General features: G+C 39.6%; 17 protein-coding genes and 1 riboswitch. All 17 genes read right to left on the reverse strand.

What is annotated here, in order from left to right:
- Window positions 1-3 precede the first annotated feature (3 nt).
- Window positions 4-1,110, reverse strand: a complete 1,107-nt coding sequence (gene glgD, locus JNUCC41_RS22480) for a glucose-1-phosphate adenylyltransferase subunit GlgD (protein ID WP_192204924.1) — start codon at window positions 1,108-1,110, stop codon at window positions 4-6.
- 17 nt (window positions 1,111-1,127) lie between these two features.
- Window positions 1,128-2,294, reverse strand: coding sequence for a glucose-1-phosphate adenylyltransferase (locus JNUCC41_RS22485; protein ID WP_286182190.1), 1,167 nt, complete (start codon window positions 2,292-2,294; stop codon window positions 1,128-1,130).
- A complete protein-coding gene (gene glgB / locus JNUCC41_RS22490) occupies window positions 2,294-4,234 on the reverse strand; it encodes a 1,4-alpha-glucan branching protein GlgB (protein WP_192204925.1) in 1,941 nt (646 codons plus the stop codon). The genes JNUCC41_RS22485 and glgB overlap by 1 nt, the downstream gene beginning before the upstream one ends.
- Window positions 4,235-4,482: 248 nt before the next feature.
- Window positions 4,483-5,496 carry a glycoside hydrolase family 15 protein gene (locus tag JNUCC41_RS22495; RefSeq protein ID WP_192204926.1) on the reverse strand — a complete coding sequence of 338 codons (1,014 nt, stop codon included), beginning with the start codon at window positions 5,494-5,496 and terminating at the stop codon, window positions 4,483-4,485.
- 327 nt (window positions 5,497-5,823) lie between these two features.
- Window positions 5,824-6,150: an AzlD domain-containing protein gene (locus JNUCC41_RS22500; protein WP_192204927.1), complete on the reverse strand. Its 327-nt coding sequence runs from the start codon at window positions 6,148-6,150 to the stop codon at window positions 5,824-5,826.
- Complete coding sequence (locus JNUCC41_RS22505; RefSeq protein ID WP_192204928.1) at window positions 6,141-6,881, reverse strand: AzlC family ABC transporter permease; 741 nt, start codon at window positions 6,879-6,881, stop codon at window positions 6,141-6,143. The genes JNUCC41_RS22500 and JNUCC41_RS22505 overlap by 10 nt, the downstream gene beginning before the upstream one ends.
- Before the next feature lie 21 nt (window positions 6,882-6,902).
- Window positions 6,903-7,421: a mismatch-specific DNA-glycosylase gene (locus tag JNUCC41_RS22510; protein ID WP_192204929.1), complete on the reverse strand. Its 519-nt coding sequence runs from the start codon at window positions 7,419-7,421 to the stop codon at window positions 6,903-6,905.
- Between the two features lie 1,197 nt (window positions 7,422-8,618).
- Window positions 8,619-9,518, reverse strand: coding sequence for a sulfite exporter TauE/SafE family protein (locus JNUCC41_RS22515; RefSeq protein WP_192204930.1), 900 nt, complete (start codon window positions 9,516-9,518; stop codon window positions 8,619-8,621).
- Window positions 9,519-9,672: 154 nt separating this feature from the next.
- Window positions 9,673-10,305, reverse strand: coding sequence for an NAD(P)-binding protein (locus JNUCC41_RS22520; protein WP_192204931.1), 633 nt, complete (start codon window positions 10,303-10,305; stop codon window positions 9,673-9,675).
- A complete protein-coding gene (locus tag JNUCC41_RS22525) occupies window positions 10,286-11,047 on the reverse strand; it encodes a sirohydrochlorin chelatase (protein ID WP_192204932.1) in 762 nt (253 codons plus the stop codon). Before JNUCC41_RS22525 ends, JNUCC41_RS22520 begins: the two co-directional genes overlap by 20 nt.
- Window positions 11,047-11,823 (reverse strand): uroporphyrinogen-III C-methyltransferase, encoded by a 777-nt coding sequence (cobA, locus tag JNUCC41_RS22530; RefSeq protein ID WP_192204933.1) that lies wholly within the window; start codon window positions 11,821-11,823, stop codon window positions 11,047-11,049. The genes JNUCC41_RS22525 and cobA overlap by 1 nt, the downstream gene beginning before the upstream one ends.
- Window positions 11,824-11,842: 19 nt before the next feature.
- Complete coding sequence (locus JNUCC41_RS22535; RefSeq protein WP_192204934.1) at window positions 11,843-12,058, reverse strand: DUF3906 family protein; 216 nt, start codon at window positions 12,056-12,058, stop codon at window positions 11,843-11,845.
- Window positions 12,059-12,078: 20 nt separating this feature from the next.
- Window positions 12,079-13,704, reverse strand: a complete 1,626-nt coding sequence (locus tag JNUCC41_RS22540) for a nitrite/sulfite reductase (RefSeq protein WP_192204935.1) — start codon at window positions 13,702-13,704, stop codon at window positions 12,079-12,081.
- Between the two features lie 16 nt (window positions 13,705-13,720).
- Window positions 13,721-14,320 carry an adenylyl-sulfate kinase gene (cysC, locus tag JNUCC41_RS22545; RefSeq protein WP_192204936.1) on the reverse strand — a complete coding sequence of 200 codons (600 nt, stop codon included), beginning with the start codon at window positions 14,318-14,320 and terminating at the stop codon, window positions 13,721-13,723.
- Window positions 14,321-14,363: 43 nt separating this feature from the next.
- Window positions 14,364-15,512, reverse strand: a complete 1,149-nt coding sequence (gene sat, locus JNUCC41_RS22550; RefSeq protein WP_192204937.1) for a sulfate adenylyltransferase — start codon at window positions 15,510-15,512, stop codon at window positions 14,364-14,366.
- Between the two features lie 29 nt (window positions 15,513-15,541).
- Window positions 15,542-16,246: a phosphoadenylyl-sulfate reductase gene (locus JNUCC41_RS22555; protein ID WP_228467693.1), complete on the reverse strand. Its 705-nt coding sequence runs from the start codon at window positions 16,244-16,246 to the stop codon at window positions 15,542-15,544.
- 180 nt (window positions 16,247-16,426) lie between these two features.
- A complete protein-coding gene (locus JNUCC41_RS22560) occupies window positions 16,427-16,570 on the reverse strand; it encodes a YezD family protein (RefSeq protein ID WP_072273036.1) in 144 nt (47 codons plus the stop codon).
- Between the two features lie 170 nt (window positions 16,571-16,740).
- A riboswitch (SAM riboswitch) is annotated at window positions 16,741-16,849 on the reverse strand.
- Window positions 16,850-16,931: the final 82 nt, after the last annotated feature.

Below are 16,931 nucleotides of genomic sequence, written 5' to 3' on the forward strand. Positions count from 1 at the left end.
CTATTAAATTACTTCCGCTTTTTTTATTACAGTAGGCTGTTTTAAACCAATAACTGATTTTTCACTAGTAATTCTCACTTCTTTATCAGTTATGACATTTTCAACGATGGCTCCTTCTTCAATCACGCCTTTTTGCATAATGATGCTATTTCTTATAATCGCACCCTTTTTCACCTTTACCCCCCGGAAGAGTATACTGTTTTCGACAGTCCCTTCAATATCACAACCATTGGCTATTAATGAATTGGCAACCTTCGAAGAACTTGAATATTTGGTTGGTGCCTCATGTTTGATTTTTGTATAAACATCCCAAGTATCCCCGAAGAAAGAACGGATTACTGAAGGGTTCAGGAAATTCATATTACTGGAATGAAAGCTTTCAATGGAATGGATGAATGGCATATCTCCAGTAAAATTATAGCCTTTGACTGTAAAGCGATGAAGGTTTGCTTTCACAGCGTCTTTCAAAAAGTCGTATTCCCCACTGGCAACACAGCTTTTGATTAAGTTCACCAATAGCGCTTTACTTATGACGAAGGTTTCTAGACAAACATGGTCACCAGGTCTAGGGATGGTATAAAAGCTAATGTCCGTAATGTCTTCATCCTTATTTACCGAGCATGTGTGATAGATTGGTTTTTCAATCAATTCCCCTACATAATCCTTATATACGACCGTGATATCCGCTTTTTGTTTTTTGTGATAATCAAGCACTTCATTAAAATCCAATTTGCATACATGGCTTCCAGGAGAAATGATGACAGTATCTGCCACTGCACGTTCGAAAAAGCTGAGATGATCATGAAATTGTTTCATATCACCCGTTACCGTTTCATCCGGATGGATAGGGGGCAAGATGTATAAGCCTCCTGAACGCCGAGCCAAGTTCCATTCTTTACCTGAGCCAAGATGATCCATAACAGAAAGATACTTTTCTTTTGGGAAAACGGCTACTTTTGATACATCTGCATTAATGAGATTCGACATCGTAAAGTCAATCAAACGGTAGCGTCCACCAAATGGCACAGATGCTACATTTCGGTGAGCAGTCAGATCTTTTAAATGTTGTCTTTCATTGATTAAGTTAATAATACCCAACACATTTTCCATAGCATCTTCCCCTTTTTCTAATTAAGAGTGATCTTTTTTTTGTTTGGATTGATAATGGTTTGATTTTCACCAATTAAGGTAATATCGGATGTAATCGCTGAATTGCCAACTACGGCACCATCTTCTATAACACAATTTGAGGCTATGATGCTTCTTTCTATATGAACGTTTTCACCAATCGTGACATTAGGCATGATGACTGAATCTTTTATGGTTGACCCATAGCCTACCTGTACATTATAGGATAAAACCGAATGTTCAATTTTCCCGTGTATCATGCACCCTTCATTGATAAGCGACTGACTGGCCTCGGCATCCGGTGATATATACTGCGGCGGATGATTCGCATTGCGGGCAAAAATTTTCCATTGCTGATCATCCAACTGGAAATTTGGCGTATCCTCCAATAAGTCCATATGTGCCTGCCAAAGGCTTTCGACCGTTCCGACATCTTTCCAATAATCATTGAAACGATAGGCATATAGCTTTTTTCGGTCTTCAAGCATCTTTGGAATGATGTTGCTGCCGAAATCATTGGAGGAATTTTCATCCTTTTCATCATTTATTAAATACCTTCTTAGGGTTTTCCACTTGAAAAGGTAAACTCCCATTGAAGCGAGATTACTTTTTGGATACTTTGGTTTTTCATCGAATTGAGTGACTTTATCATCATCATTGGTATTCATGATTCCGAAACGACTTGCTTCCTGCCACGGTACTTGAATGACAGCTATGGTTGCCTCTGCATTTTTTTCGATGTGATAATCCAGCATCTTACTGTAATCCATCTTATAAATATGGTCACCCGAGAGAATCAGTACATGTTCCGGATCATAGTTATCAATATATTGGATATTTTGATAAACAGCATTTGCCGTCCCTTTATACCATTCCCCGCCTTCTTTCCCTTGATAAGGGGGAAGTACGGAAACTCCGCCAACATCCAGATCAAGGTCCCAAGCTTTGCCATTACCAACATAATCATTTAGAATCAATGGCTGGTATTGGGTTAGTACCCCAACCGTATCAATACCAGAATGAGTGCAGTTACTTAATGGAAAATCGATGATTCTATATTTACCGCCAAAGGGAACAGCTGGTTTTGCCAAACCGATTGTCAATTCACCTAACCTTGAACCCTGGCCTCCTGCCAATAACATTGCTATCCATTTTTTCGCTCCCATTATTCGTTCACTCTCCCCCGCCTTTTTTTTGTTTGCTTCATAAAAATGGAAATGCCTAATGGAGGTACTGTTATTTCCATGCTGAATGGTTGATTATGGTATGGTTCCTTTTTGACATTAATGGGTTCCTCATTGATCTGACCCGATCCTCCGAAAGCTGCTGAATCACTGCTGAAAACCTCTATATATTTACCCTGTGATGGTACGCCTATTTGATATTGAGCATGGGCCTGTGCAGAAAAATTACAGACAACAATGCAATAATCGCCTTTGCGTTTACCCTTTCTCATAAAGGTAATGATACTCTGTTTACTATTGTTCGGATCTATCCACTCAAATCCTTCCTGGACATGATCAAGTCGCCAAAGGGAGGATGATTGCCTATAAAAATCCTGTAGGGTGCGGAAGTAATAGGCGAGCTTTTCGTGTGATTCATATTCCAAAAGAAGCCAATCCAATTGTTCCTCATCTTTCCATTCTATGAACTGGCCAAACTCACTGCCCATAAATAGAAGCTTCTTTCCGGGATGTGTCATGAAATACCCAAAGAGTAACCGTAGATTAGCGAATTTCTGCCAATAGTCGCCTGGCATCTTATTCAATAAAGACTTCTTGCCATGAACCACTTCATCATGTGAAAAGGGCAAGACGAAATTTTCTGAAAAAGCATAGAAAAAAGAAAATGTTAAGAGACTATGATGATTTGGCCTTTCCCCCGTTTCAAGTTTCATATAACGAAGGATATCGTTAGTCCATCCCATATTCCATTTGTAATTAAAGCCCAGGCCGCCTATATCGGTAGGAGAAGTTATAAGTGGTCGGTCTGTTGCTTCTTCAGCCATCATTAATGCATTCGGATATTTCTCGAAAACCACTTCGTTAAGCTTTTGCAAAAATTGTATGGCCTCCAGGTTTTCCTCACCGCCAAACTGGTTTTTTAGCTTGATCGGCAATGGATTATCATGATTTAAGTAAACCATTGACGATACCGCATCGACACGGATTCCATCAATATGGTATACATCCATCCAAAACATTACATTTGATATAAGGAAACTGATTACTTCAGGTTTGGTAAAATCAAAGTTGTATGTCCCCCATAACGGGCGATCTGCTCTAGTATGATCAATTGGTTCATAGAGAGGCGTACCATCGAAACGGGATAGTCCATGCGCGTCTTTACAAAAATGGGCGGGAACCCAGTCAAGAATTACACCTATGCCCTTTTGGTGGCAAAGGTTAATTAAATATTTAAAATCTTCCGGCGAGCCGTAACGACTGGTTACAGAATAATAGCCCGTGACCTGGTATCCCCACGATTTATCAAATGGGTGTTCCATTATGGCCATGATTTCAATATGTGTAAAACCATTTTCAATCACATAATCAATCAATCTATCAGCCAATTCACGGTACGAATAAAACTCGCCATCTTCTTTCTGTTTCCATGTTCCTGGGTGCACTTCATAAATGGACATGGGTTTATGATAAATATTTTCCTTTTTCCTATTAGCTATCCACTTCGAATCTTGCCATTCAAAATTATCCAGCCTTTTAATGACCGAGGCTGTATTTGGTCTGACTTCCGAATAAAAGGCATATGGATCGGCTTTTAGGATTCGTTTACTTCCAGGTGTATGTATTTCGTATTTATAGAGTTCCCCTTCTTGTAGTCCTGGTACGAACAACACCCAGATACCTGATCGCTCGATCCGTTTCATCACATGATCTTTTCCGTCCCAATTATTAAAATTACCGACTACTGAAACTTGCTTGGCATGGGGGGCCCAAACGGCGAAGCGTACTCCTTCTTTACCTAATGATGTTACAATGTGTGCCCCAAGCATTTTATAGCTTTCATAAAGGGTCCCTTCATGAAACAAATACAAATCGAAATCGCTTGGATAAATCTCTTGTAGCTGGTCAATAATTGCACTCAATAAAACCCCTCCATCAGTATTGAATCGATAGTATTTTAACCATCCTTCCCCAGTTATTATATATATTCGATGTAAATGATATTAATCCTTCAAATGGAGGTGAAGATATTGTTATAAATAGCCGTTTTTTTGTAAATTCAAACATTTTTCAATAAAAATATACATTAATTGTAAAAAAATATTATTATACCAATAAAAGCTCTCCCCATTTTTTTGGAAAGAGCTTTAAGGTATCATGTATGAATGCTTCATGTTATTTGTTCAGTTCGATTCATGGAAGTCTTCGTCAAAAATAAATAGGATAATGATACTGACCATGCCAAAGGAGTATTCTTGTTTGGAATATTCCTGCCCCCTATATATAATTCGGGTACTTCCCAATTTTCCGGTATGATCATTTTCGTTTTATCTATATATTCCTTAACTTTGTTCATCATTCCAAGTTCAAGATAGCATAAGCCCAACCACGGAAGCCCGAAACACCATTCCGCCTCTTGACCGTCATTATAATAAACGTCCTTTTCATATCTTATACAACCATTTGTTCTTTCAAGGCGCTCCGTGACATTCTTCAATATTTTAAGTGCTATTTCACGGTCTACCAGCCGATAAGGATAAATTAAGGATAAAAGGGCTAAATCCGTCTCTTTTGAATAACTTTCCCTTGGAAGTAAGAAACGAAGAGTTTCTTCTCCCTTTTTAATCAGTTCTTCCTTGACGTTGACCAGCATTTTGACTGAATTCAAACCAGCCACACATGCACCTATGCTAGAAGCGTGGATTTCTATATTTTCTTCCCACATCCCGTTATCTTCCGATTGCCAATATTGCAGGCATTCCAAGTAATTGACCAACTTTTGAACAATTTGTAAATCCCGTTGATTTCTCATCACCTTTTTACCATGCCTATACCCTTCACCGACACCCCATAAAAAGGCACCTATCGCATCATTCTGGGCATGCCCCCACTCATCGGGCAGTTCTTTAAGCTCAGTGGAATACCTTGCATGGATATGTTCAAATAAAAACTTGGGTTTCTGTTCCGTATGAATATCTATCTTCCACTCATAGGATTGAAATAAGTCGAATAAAGCATGATATGCTTTCTCGTAACGATTGGATGGATCATTTATAAAAGGGATTACTGTATAAACGACATCCCTTATCCAGACATAATTATAATCATCGGAAACGCTTGCAGTATATGCGCCATTAGGAAGCCGCATGCGATCAAGAACCTCTAGTGCACCTTTCACATTCATTAATTGAACACCTCCATAGTAATTTGCCTATTCCCATTGTTGACAGGCTCACATTTTCTAAACGTTTGTTGTTTCATTTTCAATTAGAAGCGCTTTCAATTCAGCTAACCAAAACAATTTTTCAGAAGTACATTCACCTTAGTTTATGTAATCACTGCCCTTTTTGATAATCAAGCTTCCAATGTTCATTAAAAAGCGTCATTTGCCTAACCGAAACGAACTAAAAAAAGCTGCCTGTCATGAAATAAGTTCTTTGGAAAATAAAAACCCAGTAATGGCAATCCATTACTGGTTATATCGGCCTATCATTTAAATGTTTAGTATATATTAAAAGAAAAATCGTAATATCATCAATGAAAGCACGCCAATCATAACCGTACCCAATAGACTTCTCGTAAAAATGGCAACCAGGAAAGCCGGTAAAGCTGCGGCCAAATTCAACGCATTATCCTTAATTGAAAAGACCTGTTCCGATAATAGAAGTTCTTGAGCCAACAACGCCGCCATTACAGCCACTGGCACATGCTTTAGCCAATCGATGCCCCACTTTGGAATCTCCACTTTACTAAGCAGTGCCAAAGGAACGACTCTAGGTATGAAAGTTACAATCGAAATCCCTACAATCACAGCAAGGATATATCCGCTTATTTCCACCTGCCAATCACCATCCCTATCGTTGCAGCTACAACAGTTGCCACTATGACGCCAGTACTGCCAGGAAAGCAGAAACTTACTGCAACAACAATTAATATGCTGCTAAAAGCGACTGCAAGATCTATAAAAAAGTCCTTTTTACTTAATATTTGCAGAACTAAAAGGCCGATAAACATCGCTGGCAGGGCGAAGTCCATCCCATATTTTTCGGGATTTGGAATCCATTGGCCAAAGAAGCCGCCGGCCATATTTGCAATGAACCAATTTAAATAGGCTGCAAGATTCAGTCCAAGCATCCATTGAAAATCAAGTTGTTTCCTCTTCTGTGCCGCCGTGACGGCCACTCCAAAGGTTTCATCAGTTAATAAGGCTCCGGTTATCAGGTTTTGTTTCAAACTTTGCTGCTTGAAATATGGAGCCAATGCAGCACTAAGTAATAGATGGCGACTGTTCACAAAAAAAATCGTAAAAATTATGGCCGATACTGGATGACTTGCAGCTATCATCCCCGCAGCTATGAATTGACCAGACCCTGCATAGAGTAAAAGCGACATAAGTGCCACTTCAATCATACTTAATCCAGACGTTTTTTCGACGACCCCTGCAGCAAAACCGATACTTAGGTATCCCAATAATGTAGGAATGCAATCCTTTACTCCTTGCCAAAAGCCCTCCCCGTCATTAACCTCGGTAAATCCATCGCTTTTCCATTCAGCACTGTCCTGACTCATAAAAATCCACCCTTGTTTTTATCAATTGCTTTTCAGCTTGCCAAGCAGAATTGGCAACTCCCTATATATTTCGATGATTTGTTCTATCGGCATTCTTACTAAACCGCTGGAAGAAGGGGCAACGAATTCAATGGTCTCATTCAATGAAGGTTCTTCTTGAAGCCCCCAAGAGATTTTTCGTAATTGACGATATTCCTGATAGACACCCTTGCCTACAAAACAGACTAATTTAGGTTTATACTTTTCAATTTTCCTTTTTAATTGCTTCCTTCCTTTTATGTACTCTTCTTTAGTGATTTCGTCCGCACCTTTTGTAGGCCTTGAAACGATATTGGTAAAACCATAACCTAGTTCCAGTAAAGACGAGTCTTCCGTTGGTTCATATTTCCTTGGTGTCAACCCCGACTCGAAGAGGATTCTCCAAAAGCGATTGTTTGGATTCGCATAATGATGGCCAGTCTGGCCTGAACGAATGCTTGGATTGAAACCTACGAACAATATATCCAAATCTTCCTTTAAGTGATCAGAGATGCGCTCCATATTAAAACTCCTTTTAAAATTTGCTATTTACTATTTAATCATTGTACAAAACTGAAAAATATTTAACTACCTTTTCCGCCATTTTCACGACTTATATTAAAAACTAAGGCTCTTTTCGTTAAGATTGTTGTTTTTAAAACGAGACTATTTAAGGTTGATTGGAGTGAAAGTGCGAGACTCCCGCGGGAGCAGCGGGACAGGTGAGACCCCACAGGCGTTTACGCCGAGGAGGCTCACTGCCCACCCCGCGGAAAACGAGCATCTGGAGGAGAAAAATCACACTGTTTTACTTGGTTTGTTGCAGTTAGTGAACCGGTAAAAAACAAATACAAAATTACTTTCCAAAGAATACTTCAGTAAATGCAATGGATTTGATAACCGATCTCTCCCCATTCCCCTTCATTGGAATTATGAAGAAAAGTGAATATCCTTTGAGTGCCCAATTTTATACTCACCAAGACAACCCGGCAAAAAGCAAAAACGTGCATACTTTTAAACAAAGCTTTCAGGGATTCAAAATTAGAGGATGCAACCATTCTTCATGTAATCATCGTCGAAAACGACATCCAGCTAATGGACATTAAAGCATGTAGCTGATAGCATCCAATTTTCATGTAAGAAAGAGTTCATTCATTTCACTGGGTACAAAAGCATGTGAAAGTGGACATGCTGACCAATTGTAATTACGGGCCTGGTTTCTTTGGAAACAAAGGCATGCGAAAGATCCTTTTATTTTTTATGAAAATCTCGGATATTTTGGGACGGTGAATTAGCCTCCCCATCAACTAAATCCCGATGTTCAAACAGGCAGGGGTATAAAATCGATAATAAAAAATATTATAACGCTTATTATATTATATGAAAGTACAATTAAATCATTTGAACTATATGCAAGGCCATAAATTAATGGTTCTGCTGCTTTTCTAAAATTATTAAATCTCTCACTATAGCTGACTTTTTTAAAGGGGATACTATTGATTAATCTGTTAGGAGAATAAACCGGGGGCTTCAATCTCTCGATAATTAAGACAGTTAAATCTATTTCACATGATCAAGAACCTTTATTAAACAGCAACAACTTTAAAGGGGTAATCCATGGCAAATTACTTTACTCGTAGGCATTTATGTACCTACGAGTTTTTAAGTTACGTTTCTGAATACGCTTTTGTGTATATTCGCTTCTTTCAAGCTCGGAAATCAGGAAACATTTTGCCGTTGTTCGATATGATCATGTTTTCTAGCATTGGACATCTTATTGATTGTAAGAAGAATTCCAGAAAGCCATATAATCACGATGCCTGTATAGATATATATATGAGCTTCAATCGGAATCCATGTAGCTAATAATGTTCTTACATTGATTAAGATAATGAAACCACCCACTAAAACACCCATTAATTGAGCAGGAAGCATCCTGACGAGCCAGGCTGCAATCGGTGCGGCAACCACACCACCAATTATCAATGCTACGACCCAAAGCCAATTGACAGCTTCCCATCCAAGCGAAATGATAAAACCAAGACTTCCGAAGAAAGCAATGGCAAATTCACTCGTATCTACAGTCCCTACGGCTTTCCTCGCCGTCATGCCTTTTTTTGACAATAAAACGGGCGTTGCAATCGGTCCCCAACCGCCTCCGCCTGTTGCATCACAAAAGCCTGCAAAAAGGCCTAACGGAATGGAATGTTTTGCGGTCAATGGCTTTACGATTTCAGTTTCCTTCGACGGTTTAAAAATAAATAAAAAACGGAATAAAACGTATACACCCAGGCCAAATAAAAATATGGCAATATACGGTTTTGCTAATTCGGCTGGCAGGTTGCTCAGGAAACATGCACCTACAAATGCACCAACAGAACCTGGAATGATCAAGCGATAGACCATATTTCTATCCACGTTCCCAAACTTTATATGCGAAGCTCCGGATACTGCTGTGGTCACTACTTCCGATAAATGAACGGATGCGGATGCTACTGCAGGGGCAATCCCGAATGTCAGCAATAAGGAAGTGGAACTCACTCCATACCCCATTCCAAGCGAACCATCGATTAATTGGGCAAAAAAACCGATAAAGGCTAACACGATTAACTTTTTCATGACATTCCCCTTTTTTTTACAAAAATAGAACCTAAATAACACCGACCCGATGGTACCGTTTACTGTATAAATCATTTAGATTTCCGTTAAGACACAAAGAGGCACCTAACCAAAATGAAATGACATGTTGGTTAGGTGCCTTCAGTTTTTCTGATCAGCCCAATGATATATTTTCTTCAGCTTCTACTGGTAAAAGCCTAGCTAAAAAACGATATCTTTCTTTTAGGGAATATTTATAAATATCCTCTATTGAATCTTTCAATAACTTGGATTTTTCCTCTTTTGAAAATGAACCATTCTTTATTATCATCCTTGCTTCAAAAAGGAATTCAAGATATTCTTCATATGATTCATCATATACTTTACCTAAGTCATTCCGAATTTTTTTTGCGAGCGTTGGACTTGCTCCATTGGTGGAAACACTTATGGAAAGCATGCCTCTATTCAATGTCGCCGGTATATGAAAATTTCCCAGCTCATGATTACTGATTACGTTCACCAACTGACTTTCGGATGCATTTTCGTACACTCGTTCATTAACTTCAGTAGAGTTTGTTGCAACAATGATTAAAAACGCATCTTTATAGTCTGTTTCTTCCACTTCTTTAAGTAAAACTCGAATCTTACCTTCTTTCTCCAACAATTGAAAACCTGTGCATATCTCGGGGCTTACGACTGTCACATCAGCACCGGCTTCCAATAATGGACCCGCTTTAAAGAAACCAATTTTTCCACCGCCGATGATGACACACTTTCTTTTCTCAATATTAAGCGTAATTGGATACATAAGCTCCCTCCCCACTCACTTCATGAATTCGTTCCGATATGGCTTTTTCAATCTTTGGGTGATAACCTAGGTATCGGCAAAGTATGAATTTCTGCTTCCCCTTTTTTTGGATCATTTTTATACTATTTTCGATGGACTGCATTAAGAGACCGGTAAACAATAGGTAAGGAATGATAAATACTTGGTTTGATCGAGATTCCTGTGCAAATTCCAATGCTTCTCCTAAGCTCGGTGTGGCAGCTGTCAAATAACACTCTTGCACACGGATTTTTTGAAACCTATTCCTTAGCAAATCGGCCAACCGAGACAAATCCCTTTTAACGTCGGGATCACTGCTTCCCCTTCCAACCAATAAAACCAAGGAATCCTCTGTAACCTTTACATTTGTTTCCTCCAACCGTTCCACTAAAATGTCAACCATTTTATCACTGACACCGATCGGCCTTCCGTATTTCAAGTCCACGGCAGGGTACCGTTCTTTCATTTTGTTCAATATGAATGGAATATCATGTTTTGCATGTACAGCTGTTAGCAATAGAACTGGAATGGCAATGATTCTCGTCGCACCCTTTTGAACGCACCGTTCGTATACTTCTTCAATCGTAGGAGTTTCCAACTCCAAGAAGCAATACTCTTGAATGGAATTGGGCTGTGCTTGCATACAAACTTTAATAAAATCAATGGCTTGGGCTGAAGCTTCTTTAACACGGCTTCCATGGCAAATATATAAAATGGCTTCCATTAAAAGGCCTCATTCGCCAACAAATTTTCGGTTTGTTTTCCTTCAAACCATTTAATTTTTTCTCGTAAATTAACGACATCGCCCACGACTATCATGCAAGGATTCGAAATCTGTTCGTTATTGGCGGTTTCCACTACATTAGCCAATGTACTGACAGCTGTTTTTTGCGTTTTTAATGTCCCCCAATGAATAAGGGCTACCGGAGTCTCAGGACTTTTTCCATGTTCCAATAGTTTTCCTTGAATATATGGCAGGTTTTTAACGCCCATGTAAATGGCCAATGTATCGATTCCTTTTGCAAGGGATTCCCACTTGATATTATCCTCTTCATCCTTTTTCCGATGACCGGTAACAATTGCAAATGATGAAGCGTGGTCCCTATGTGTAACTGGAATTCCCGCATAAGCTGTAGCGGCGATTCCAGCCGTAATTCCTGGTACGACCTCATAGCTCACGCCACTTTTGGCAAGGGCTTCCGCTTCCTCCCCGCCTCTCCCAAAGACGAAAGGATCTCCGCCTTTCAAGCGGGTGACTATTTTCCCCTTTTTTGCATATTTGACCAGGAACCGATTGATGGTATCCTGCTGCAATAAATGATAATCCGGCAGTTTACCGCAATTAATCAGCTCTACACCGGCTTTTGCATGATTCAATAGTTCTTTATTCACAAGTCGATCATATAAAATGACATCAGCTTCTTGAATGCATTTTAATCCTTTTAATGTAATTAAATCTGGATCTCCGGGACCGGCTCCTACTAGATATACTTTCCCCATTTTTGCAACCTGCCTTCCCTTAGAGAATTGTTTCGAATTCCGATAAAACGAAACCTGCTCCATTTTTAATTTTCCTTTTTTCATATAATGAGATGTCATCCACTTCAGGCAATTTCAAATAATGCTTTTCCAGTTCGATATCAACAAGTTCAAACGCCTTTTCATCTGAATCTGTAACAATGATGACATGGATTGGTTTTTCCTTGATAGTGACTTCAAAACGGTATAGATTCATGGAATGCTTACCTTCCCCTATTAAACGGAAACTCCCGCTAATATATCATCAAGTTTAATTTGTAACTCGTCTACCCCTATCCTTTCCACAAAATCGAGAAAGGTTTCTGATAGAAGTTTTGTTTCTTTGAAAAATAGGATCAATTCTTTCAAAACATGATAGAGCTGATCAGCTTCCACTTTTCCTTTAAGTTTTTCATTGAACTTCCCGCCTTCGTCCAGCGTTCCTCCAACGTATATTTCAAAAGCCTCGACCATCTTTTTGTCCTGGTTTTTCATTTTTATGCCTTGCAGCCCTATTTCGGCGATGGCTCTTTGACCGCAATTATTCGGACAACCGACCATATGCATCCTTACAGGTACATCGAGATCTATTTCCTTGTCCAGTGATTCAGAAATGGTCCTCATTCGATTTTTAGTTTCAACAAGGGCCAGGTTGCAATACTCGATGCCTGTACAAGAAACGGAATAACCAATGAACTTCTTTGGTTGAAATGGAAATCTTTCAAAGATGGTTTCCTGCTTTAATTCCTCAAGATTTGCATCCGGCACATTAGGAATGATTAGATTTTGGGAATTACAGTTGCGGATTTCACCATTTCCATATTTTTTCGCAAGTTCGGCAAACTCGATCACTTCGTCCGGATTTAGACGACCCACTGGTATATTGACTCCAACATAGTTAAGACCATCTTGCTTTTGTTTATGGATGCCGTAGAAATAACCTGCATTCCATCCCTTCACCGCACTTTCTCCCTTTTCAGGAAGCGGACCGGTGTATTCCAGCAATTTTTCCTTGAATTGTTCAGGACCCCAGTCAGCAACAAGGAATTTCAAGCGCGAGCGATGACGCTTTTCACGGTACCCAAAGTCACGGAATATCGTCGTGATGGCGGCTGCTACTTCCACTGTTTTTTCAGGTAAAATAAATAAATCGAGTTCTTCTGCCAGCATCGGAACGGAGGAAAGCCCCCCGCCTACTTTCACGTGAAAACCAACTTCCGTCACCCCATCGATTTCTTTAGTGGCTGGATTGAATGAAACACAGTTGATTTCAGCATTCGAAGCATTATGGATATTAGCACTGATGGACATTTTATATTTCCTCGGAAGGTTCGAATAGTCTTCGTTAAGCCGGAAATACTCAAATACATCATAAAGGACCTCACGTGTATCAAAAAGTTCATCGGGATCGATGCCTGCCAATGCATTCCCGATGATATTACGTGTGATATCACCACAAGCACCAGCCGTAGTCATTCCAACCTTTTCCAAACGATTTAAGATATCCGGGACATGTTCGATAGTTAGCCAGTGGAATTGAATGGCTTGACGGGTTGTAATATCATATACACCCCTCCCGTAATCTTTAGCGATGTTAGCTAAAGTTATTTGTTGATCATACGTCAGGATACCTCCGGGAATAACGACACGCATCATCCAGTAACCAGCTTCTTTTGGCCGTTGCAGGTATAGACCTGCCCACTTGAACATATCCCAATTCTCTTTAGGGATGGAATCAAAACCATTTGCTGCGTAATGTGGAATATCATCAAATATCTTCAATCCGTCTTTTTCCAATTTCCAGATTTCCGTTTTATTTTTAGCGATTAGTGGATTTTCCGACCAAAATTTTTCGTAAACCATTACATTTCCTCCTTGATTAAATCGCTTTCTTTGCTGTCAAATAGCCGATTACCTGTTCAACGCACTCTTCAATGCTGTATTGGTCGGATTCTAAAGTGATTTCCGGTTGTTCTGGTTCTTCGTACGGAGAGTCGATTCCGGTAAAATCTTTAATGATTCCTTTACGTGCCTTGTCATATAGACCCTTAGGATCACGCACTTCACACTCTTCGATCGGACACTTTATGTATACTTCAATAAACTCCCCTTCTTCGAGTAAATCACGTACAATCTGCCGATCTGCCCTGAATGGAGATATGAAGGCAGTCAATACGAACTGCCCACTATCCACGAATAACTTGGAAACCTCACCGATCCGCCTTATATTCTCAGTTCGATCCTCTTCAGAAAAACCTAAATCTTTATTTAAACCGTGGCGGATATTATCACCATCCAATACATAACTTCGAATATTCCGATTATATAATTCTTTTGCGACCGCGTTGGCAATCGTTGATTTTCCGGAACCCGAGAGTCCTGTAAACCATAGAACTGTGCTTTCATGCCCGTTTTGCTTCCGGCGGAGCTCCTTGGTCAATGACGTTTCATGCCAAGTAACATTCGTACTTTTACTCATATAATAATCCCCCTCTTCATATGATCCTTCAATTTATGTCCAATCAGTTATAAACTTCATTCTTTTTCAGACCTTCGATCAACACCTCGATGACCTCTTTACGGCTAAAGGTAGCTGGAGGAATTTCTCCATTACGCAACATTTCCCTTACCTTCGTTCCAGACAGGATGACATGATCTTCCCTGCCGTGCGGACAAGTTTTAGCGGAAGCCATATTGCCGCATGCTTTACAGTAAAAACTATGTTCAAAGAATAATAACGTGATCCCTAACTCATCGGCGTTAAAATTCCCAAAGATTTTTTGGGCATCATATGTGCCATAATAATCGCCCACACCCGCATGATCACGTCCGACGATAAAATGGGTGCATCCATAATTTTTACGGACCATTGCATGGAAAATGGCTTCTCTAGGTCCTGCATAACGCATGGCAGCAGGGAAAACTGCAAGGGAGACACGATCCTTGGGATAATATTTCTCAAGCAGCACTTTGTAACTTTCCATTCTTACATCTGCCGGAATGTCATCGGATTTAGTGGCACCTACGAGAGGATTTAAGAATAAGCCGTCGACAATCTCCAATGCTGTCTTTTGAATATATTCATGTGCACGGTGAACAGGGTTCCTCGTTTGGAAACCGACAACCGTTTTCCACCCTTTTTCAGCAAAAGCTTTCCTTGTCTCGACAGGGTCCAGATAATTAGCTTGGAATAACGGACGCTCTATTCTCTTAATCAACTTTATTTCCCCGCCGACATATACATCCCCGCGGTTAAATAAATTTTTCACTCCGGGATGCTTCTCATCATCCGTTTGATATACTAATGTCGCTTCCAATTGCTTATCTGGAGTGTAAATATCGGAAACGGTGAGAACCCCGTATGTTTCACCCTCATGAGTCAGCGTTACTTCTTCACCTATAGTAAGGGTTTCTGCAATTTCTTCGGTCAAAGGCAGCGTAATCGGGATGCTCCATACATGTCCGCTGCTAAGCCTCATATCCCTGACCACTGTCTCATAGTCACTTTTTGTAAAGAATCCCTTAATCGGACTGTAGGCACCAGTGCCTATCAATTCAAGATCACTTAAAGCGATTTCATCGATTTCGATTGACTTTGTTATTTTACTAAAATCATATTTTGGTTCCCAAAGATCGATTAATGTTCCTCCGTGCGGTAGACTGATTGTCATGCTAATTTCCCCCTATGGTTTCTATTTATTTAAGATAAATGCAATCCGCATTCCGTTTTTTGTGCTCCTTGCCAACGGCCTGAGCGTAAATCATCTGCATTGAATGCAGGTGCTGTACACGTTTTACATCCAATGCTAGGATATCCATTATCATGCAGGATATTATATGGAAGTCCGTTTTTGTGGGCGTAGCGCCAAACATCTTTCCATGTCCAATGTATGAGTGGACATATTTTAACCGACTTGAACTTATTATCCTTATTGATATACTCGGTTTTAGCCCTTGTTTCGGATTGCTCCCTCCGCAGTCCCGAAAGCCAGGCTGTTGCCGTTGAAAGCACATCGGTAAGCGGAATGATCTTACGGATGTTACAGCACTTATTGGAATCACTAAGCCATAATTCATCCCCATATTCCGCTGCTTGTTCTTCAAGCGTCAAGGCAGGTTTCTTCATTTCAATTGAAAGTTTTGGATAGCGCTTCTTCACTTGCTCGATCAATTGGTAAGTCTCTTCAAAATGAACATCTGTATCAAGGAAAACAATTTTTGCCGAAGGGTTGACCTTCGCCAATAAATCAGTAAGCGCGATGCCTTCAATACCAAAACTGCAAGCATAAATCAGTTTGTTTCCATAATGGTCATTCGCCCATTGCAGAACTTCCAAAGCTCCTTTTGTGTCACTGTCTTCAGGAAATACAGGGAATTCCCCTGAATTGAAATTTTCATAGTTTATTAATCCAGCCAACTTTTGTAGCCCCCTCTAAAAACTTGCTGTATCAGGTTAGAGTAACTGTTGATCAATACCCGTTAATCTTCCCCAGTTTATTTGATTCTAGGAAAAAGAGACGAATCTAACCAATACTCTCTATATATCAGTTAAACCCGCCTCTAGTTTTTCTAGTCAGCAGATACCTTATTTAATTCTTAATTTTTCATTTCTTTCCATTTGAATGATTTTACCATCCTGGACTATAAGTGTAATGGATCCATATTTCATTGAATTAAGCATTTCTTGAAGTCGTTCAAATATTTCTTCAAGCTGATTCTCTTTATCCAAACCAGTTCCTCCTTTAAGAAAATCCGCGAATATTTTATTTTCGACGCTGATTAAATGAATTTCTTAGTTTTATATAATTCCATACAACCTTACATTGTTATGGTTTACCTGAAATTTTTCCAAAAACAAAAATCTTTCCATGATGGAAAGATCCCAAGGTAAATATCATTACCTTATCTTCCAAAATGATCAACATTTTGTTGGAGGTAGCACCTTGCATCCATCATGCAGGTTGCTGGACTTCAAAGGGCCAATTCCCTCCGTCGCTCTGGATAAGTTTTATTATTTTAAATATTAACATATATTTAATCCTTGTCAATGGAGTTTTCTTATAAAATAACTTGGTTTAATATTATGGATG

The organism is Brevibacillus sp. JNUCC-41 (assembly GCF_014844095.1).
Classification (GTDB): Bacteria; Bacillota; Bacilli; order Bacillales; family DSM-1321; genus Peribacillus; species Peribacillus aracenensis.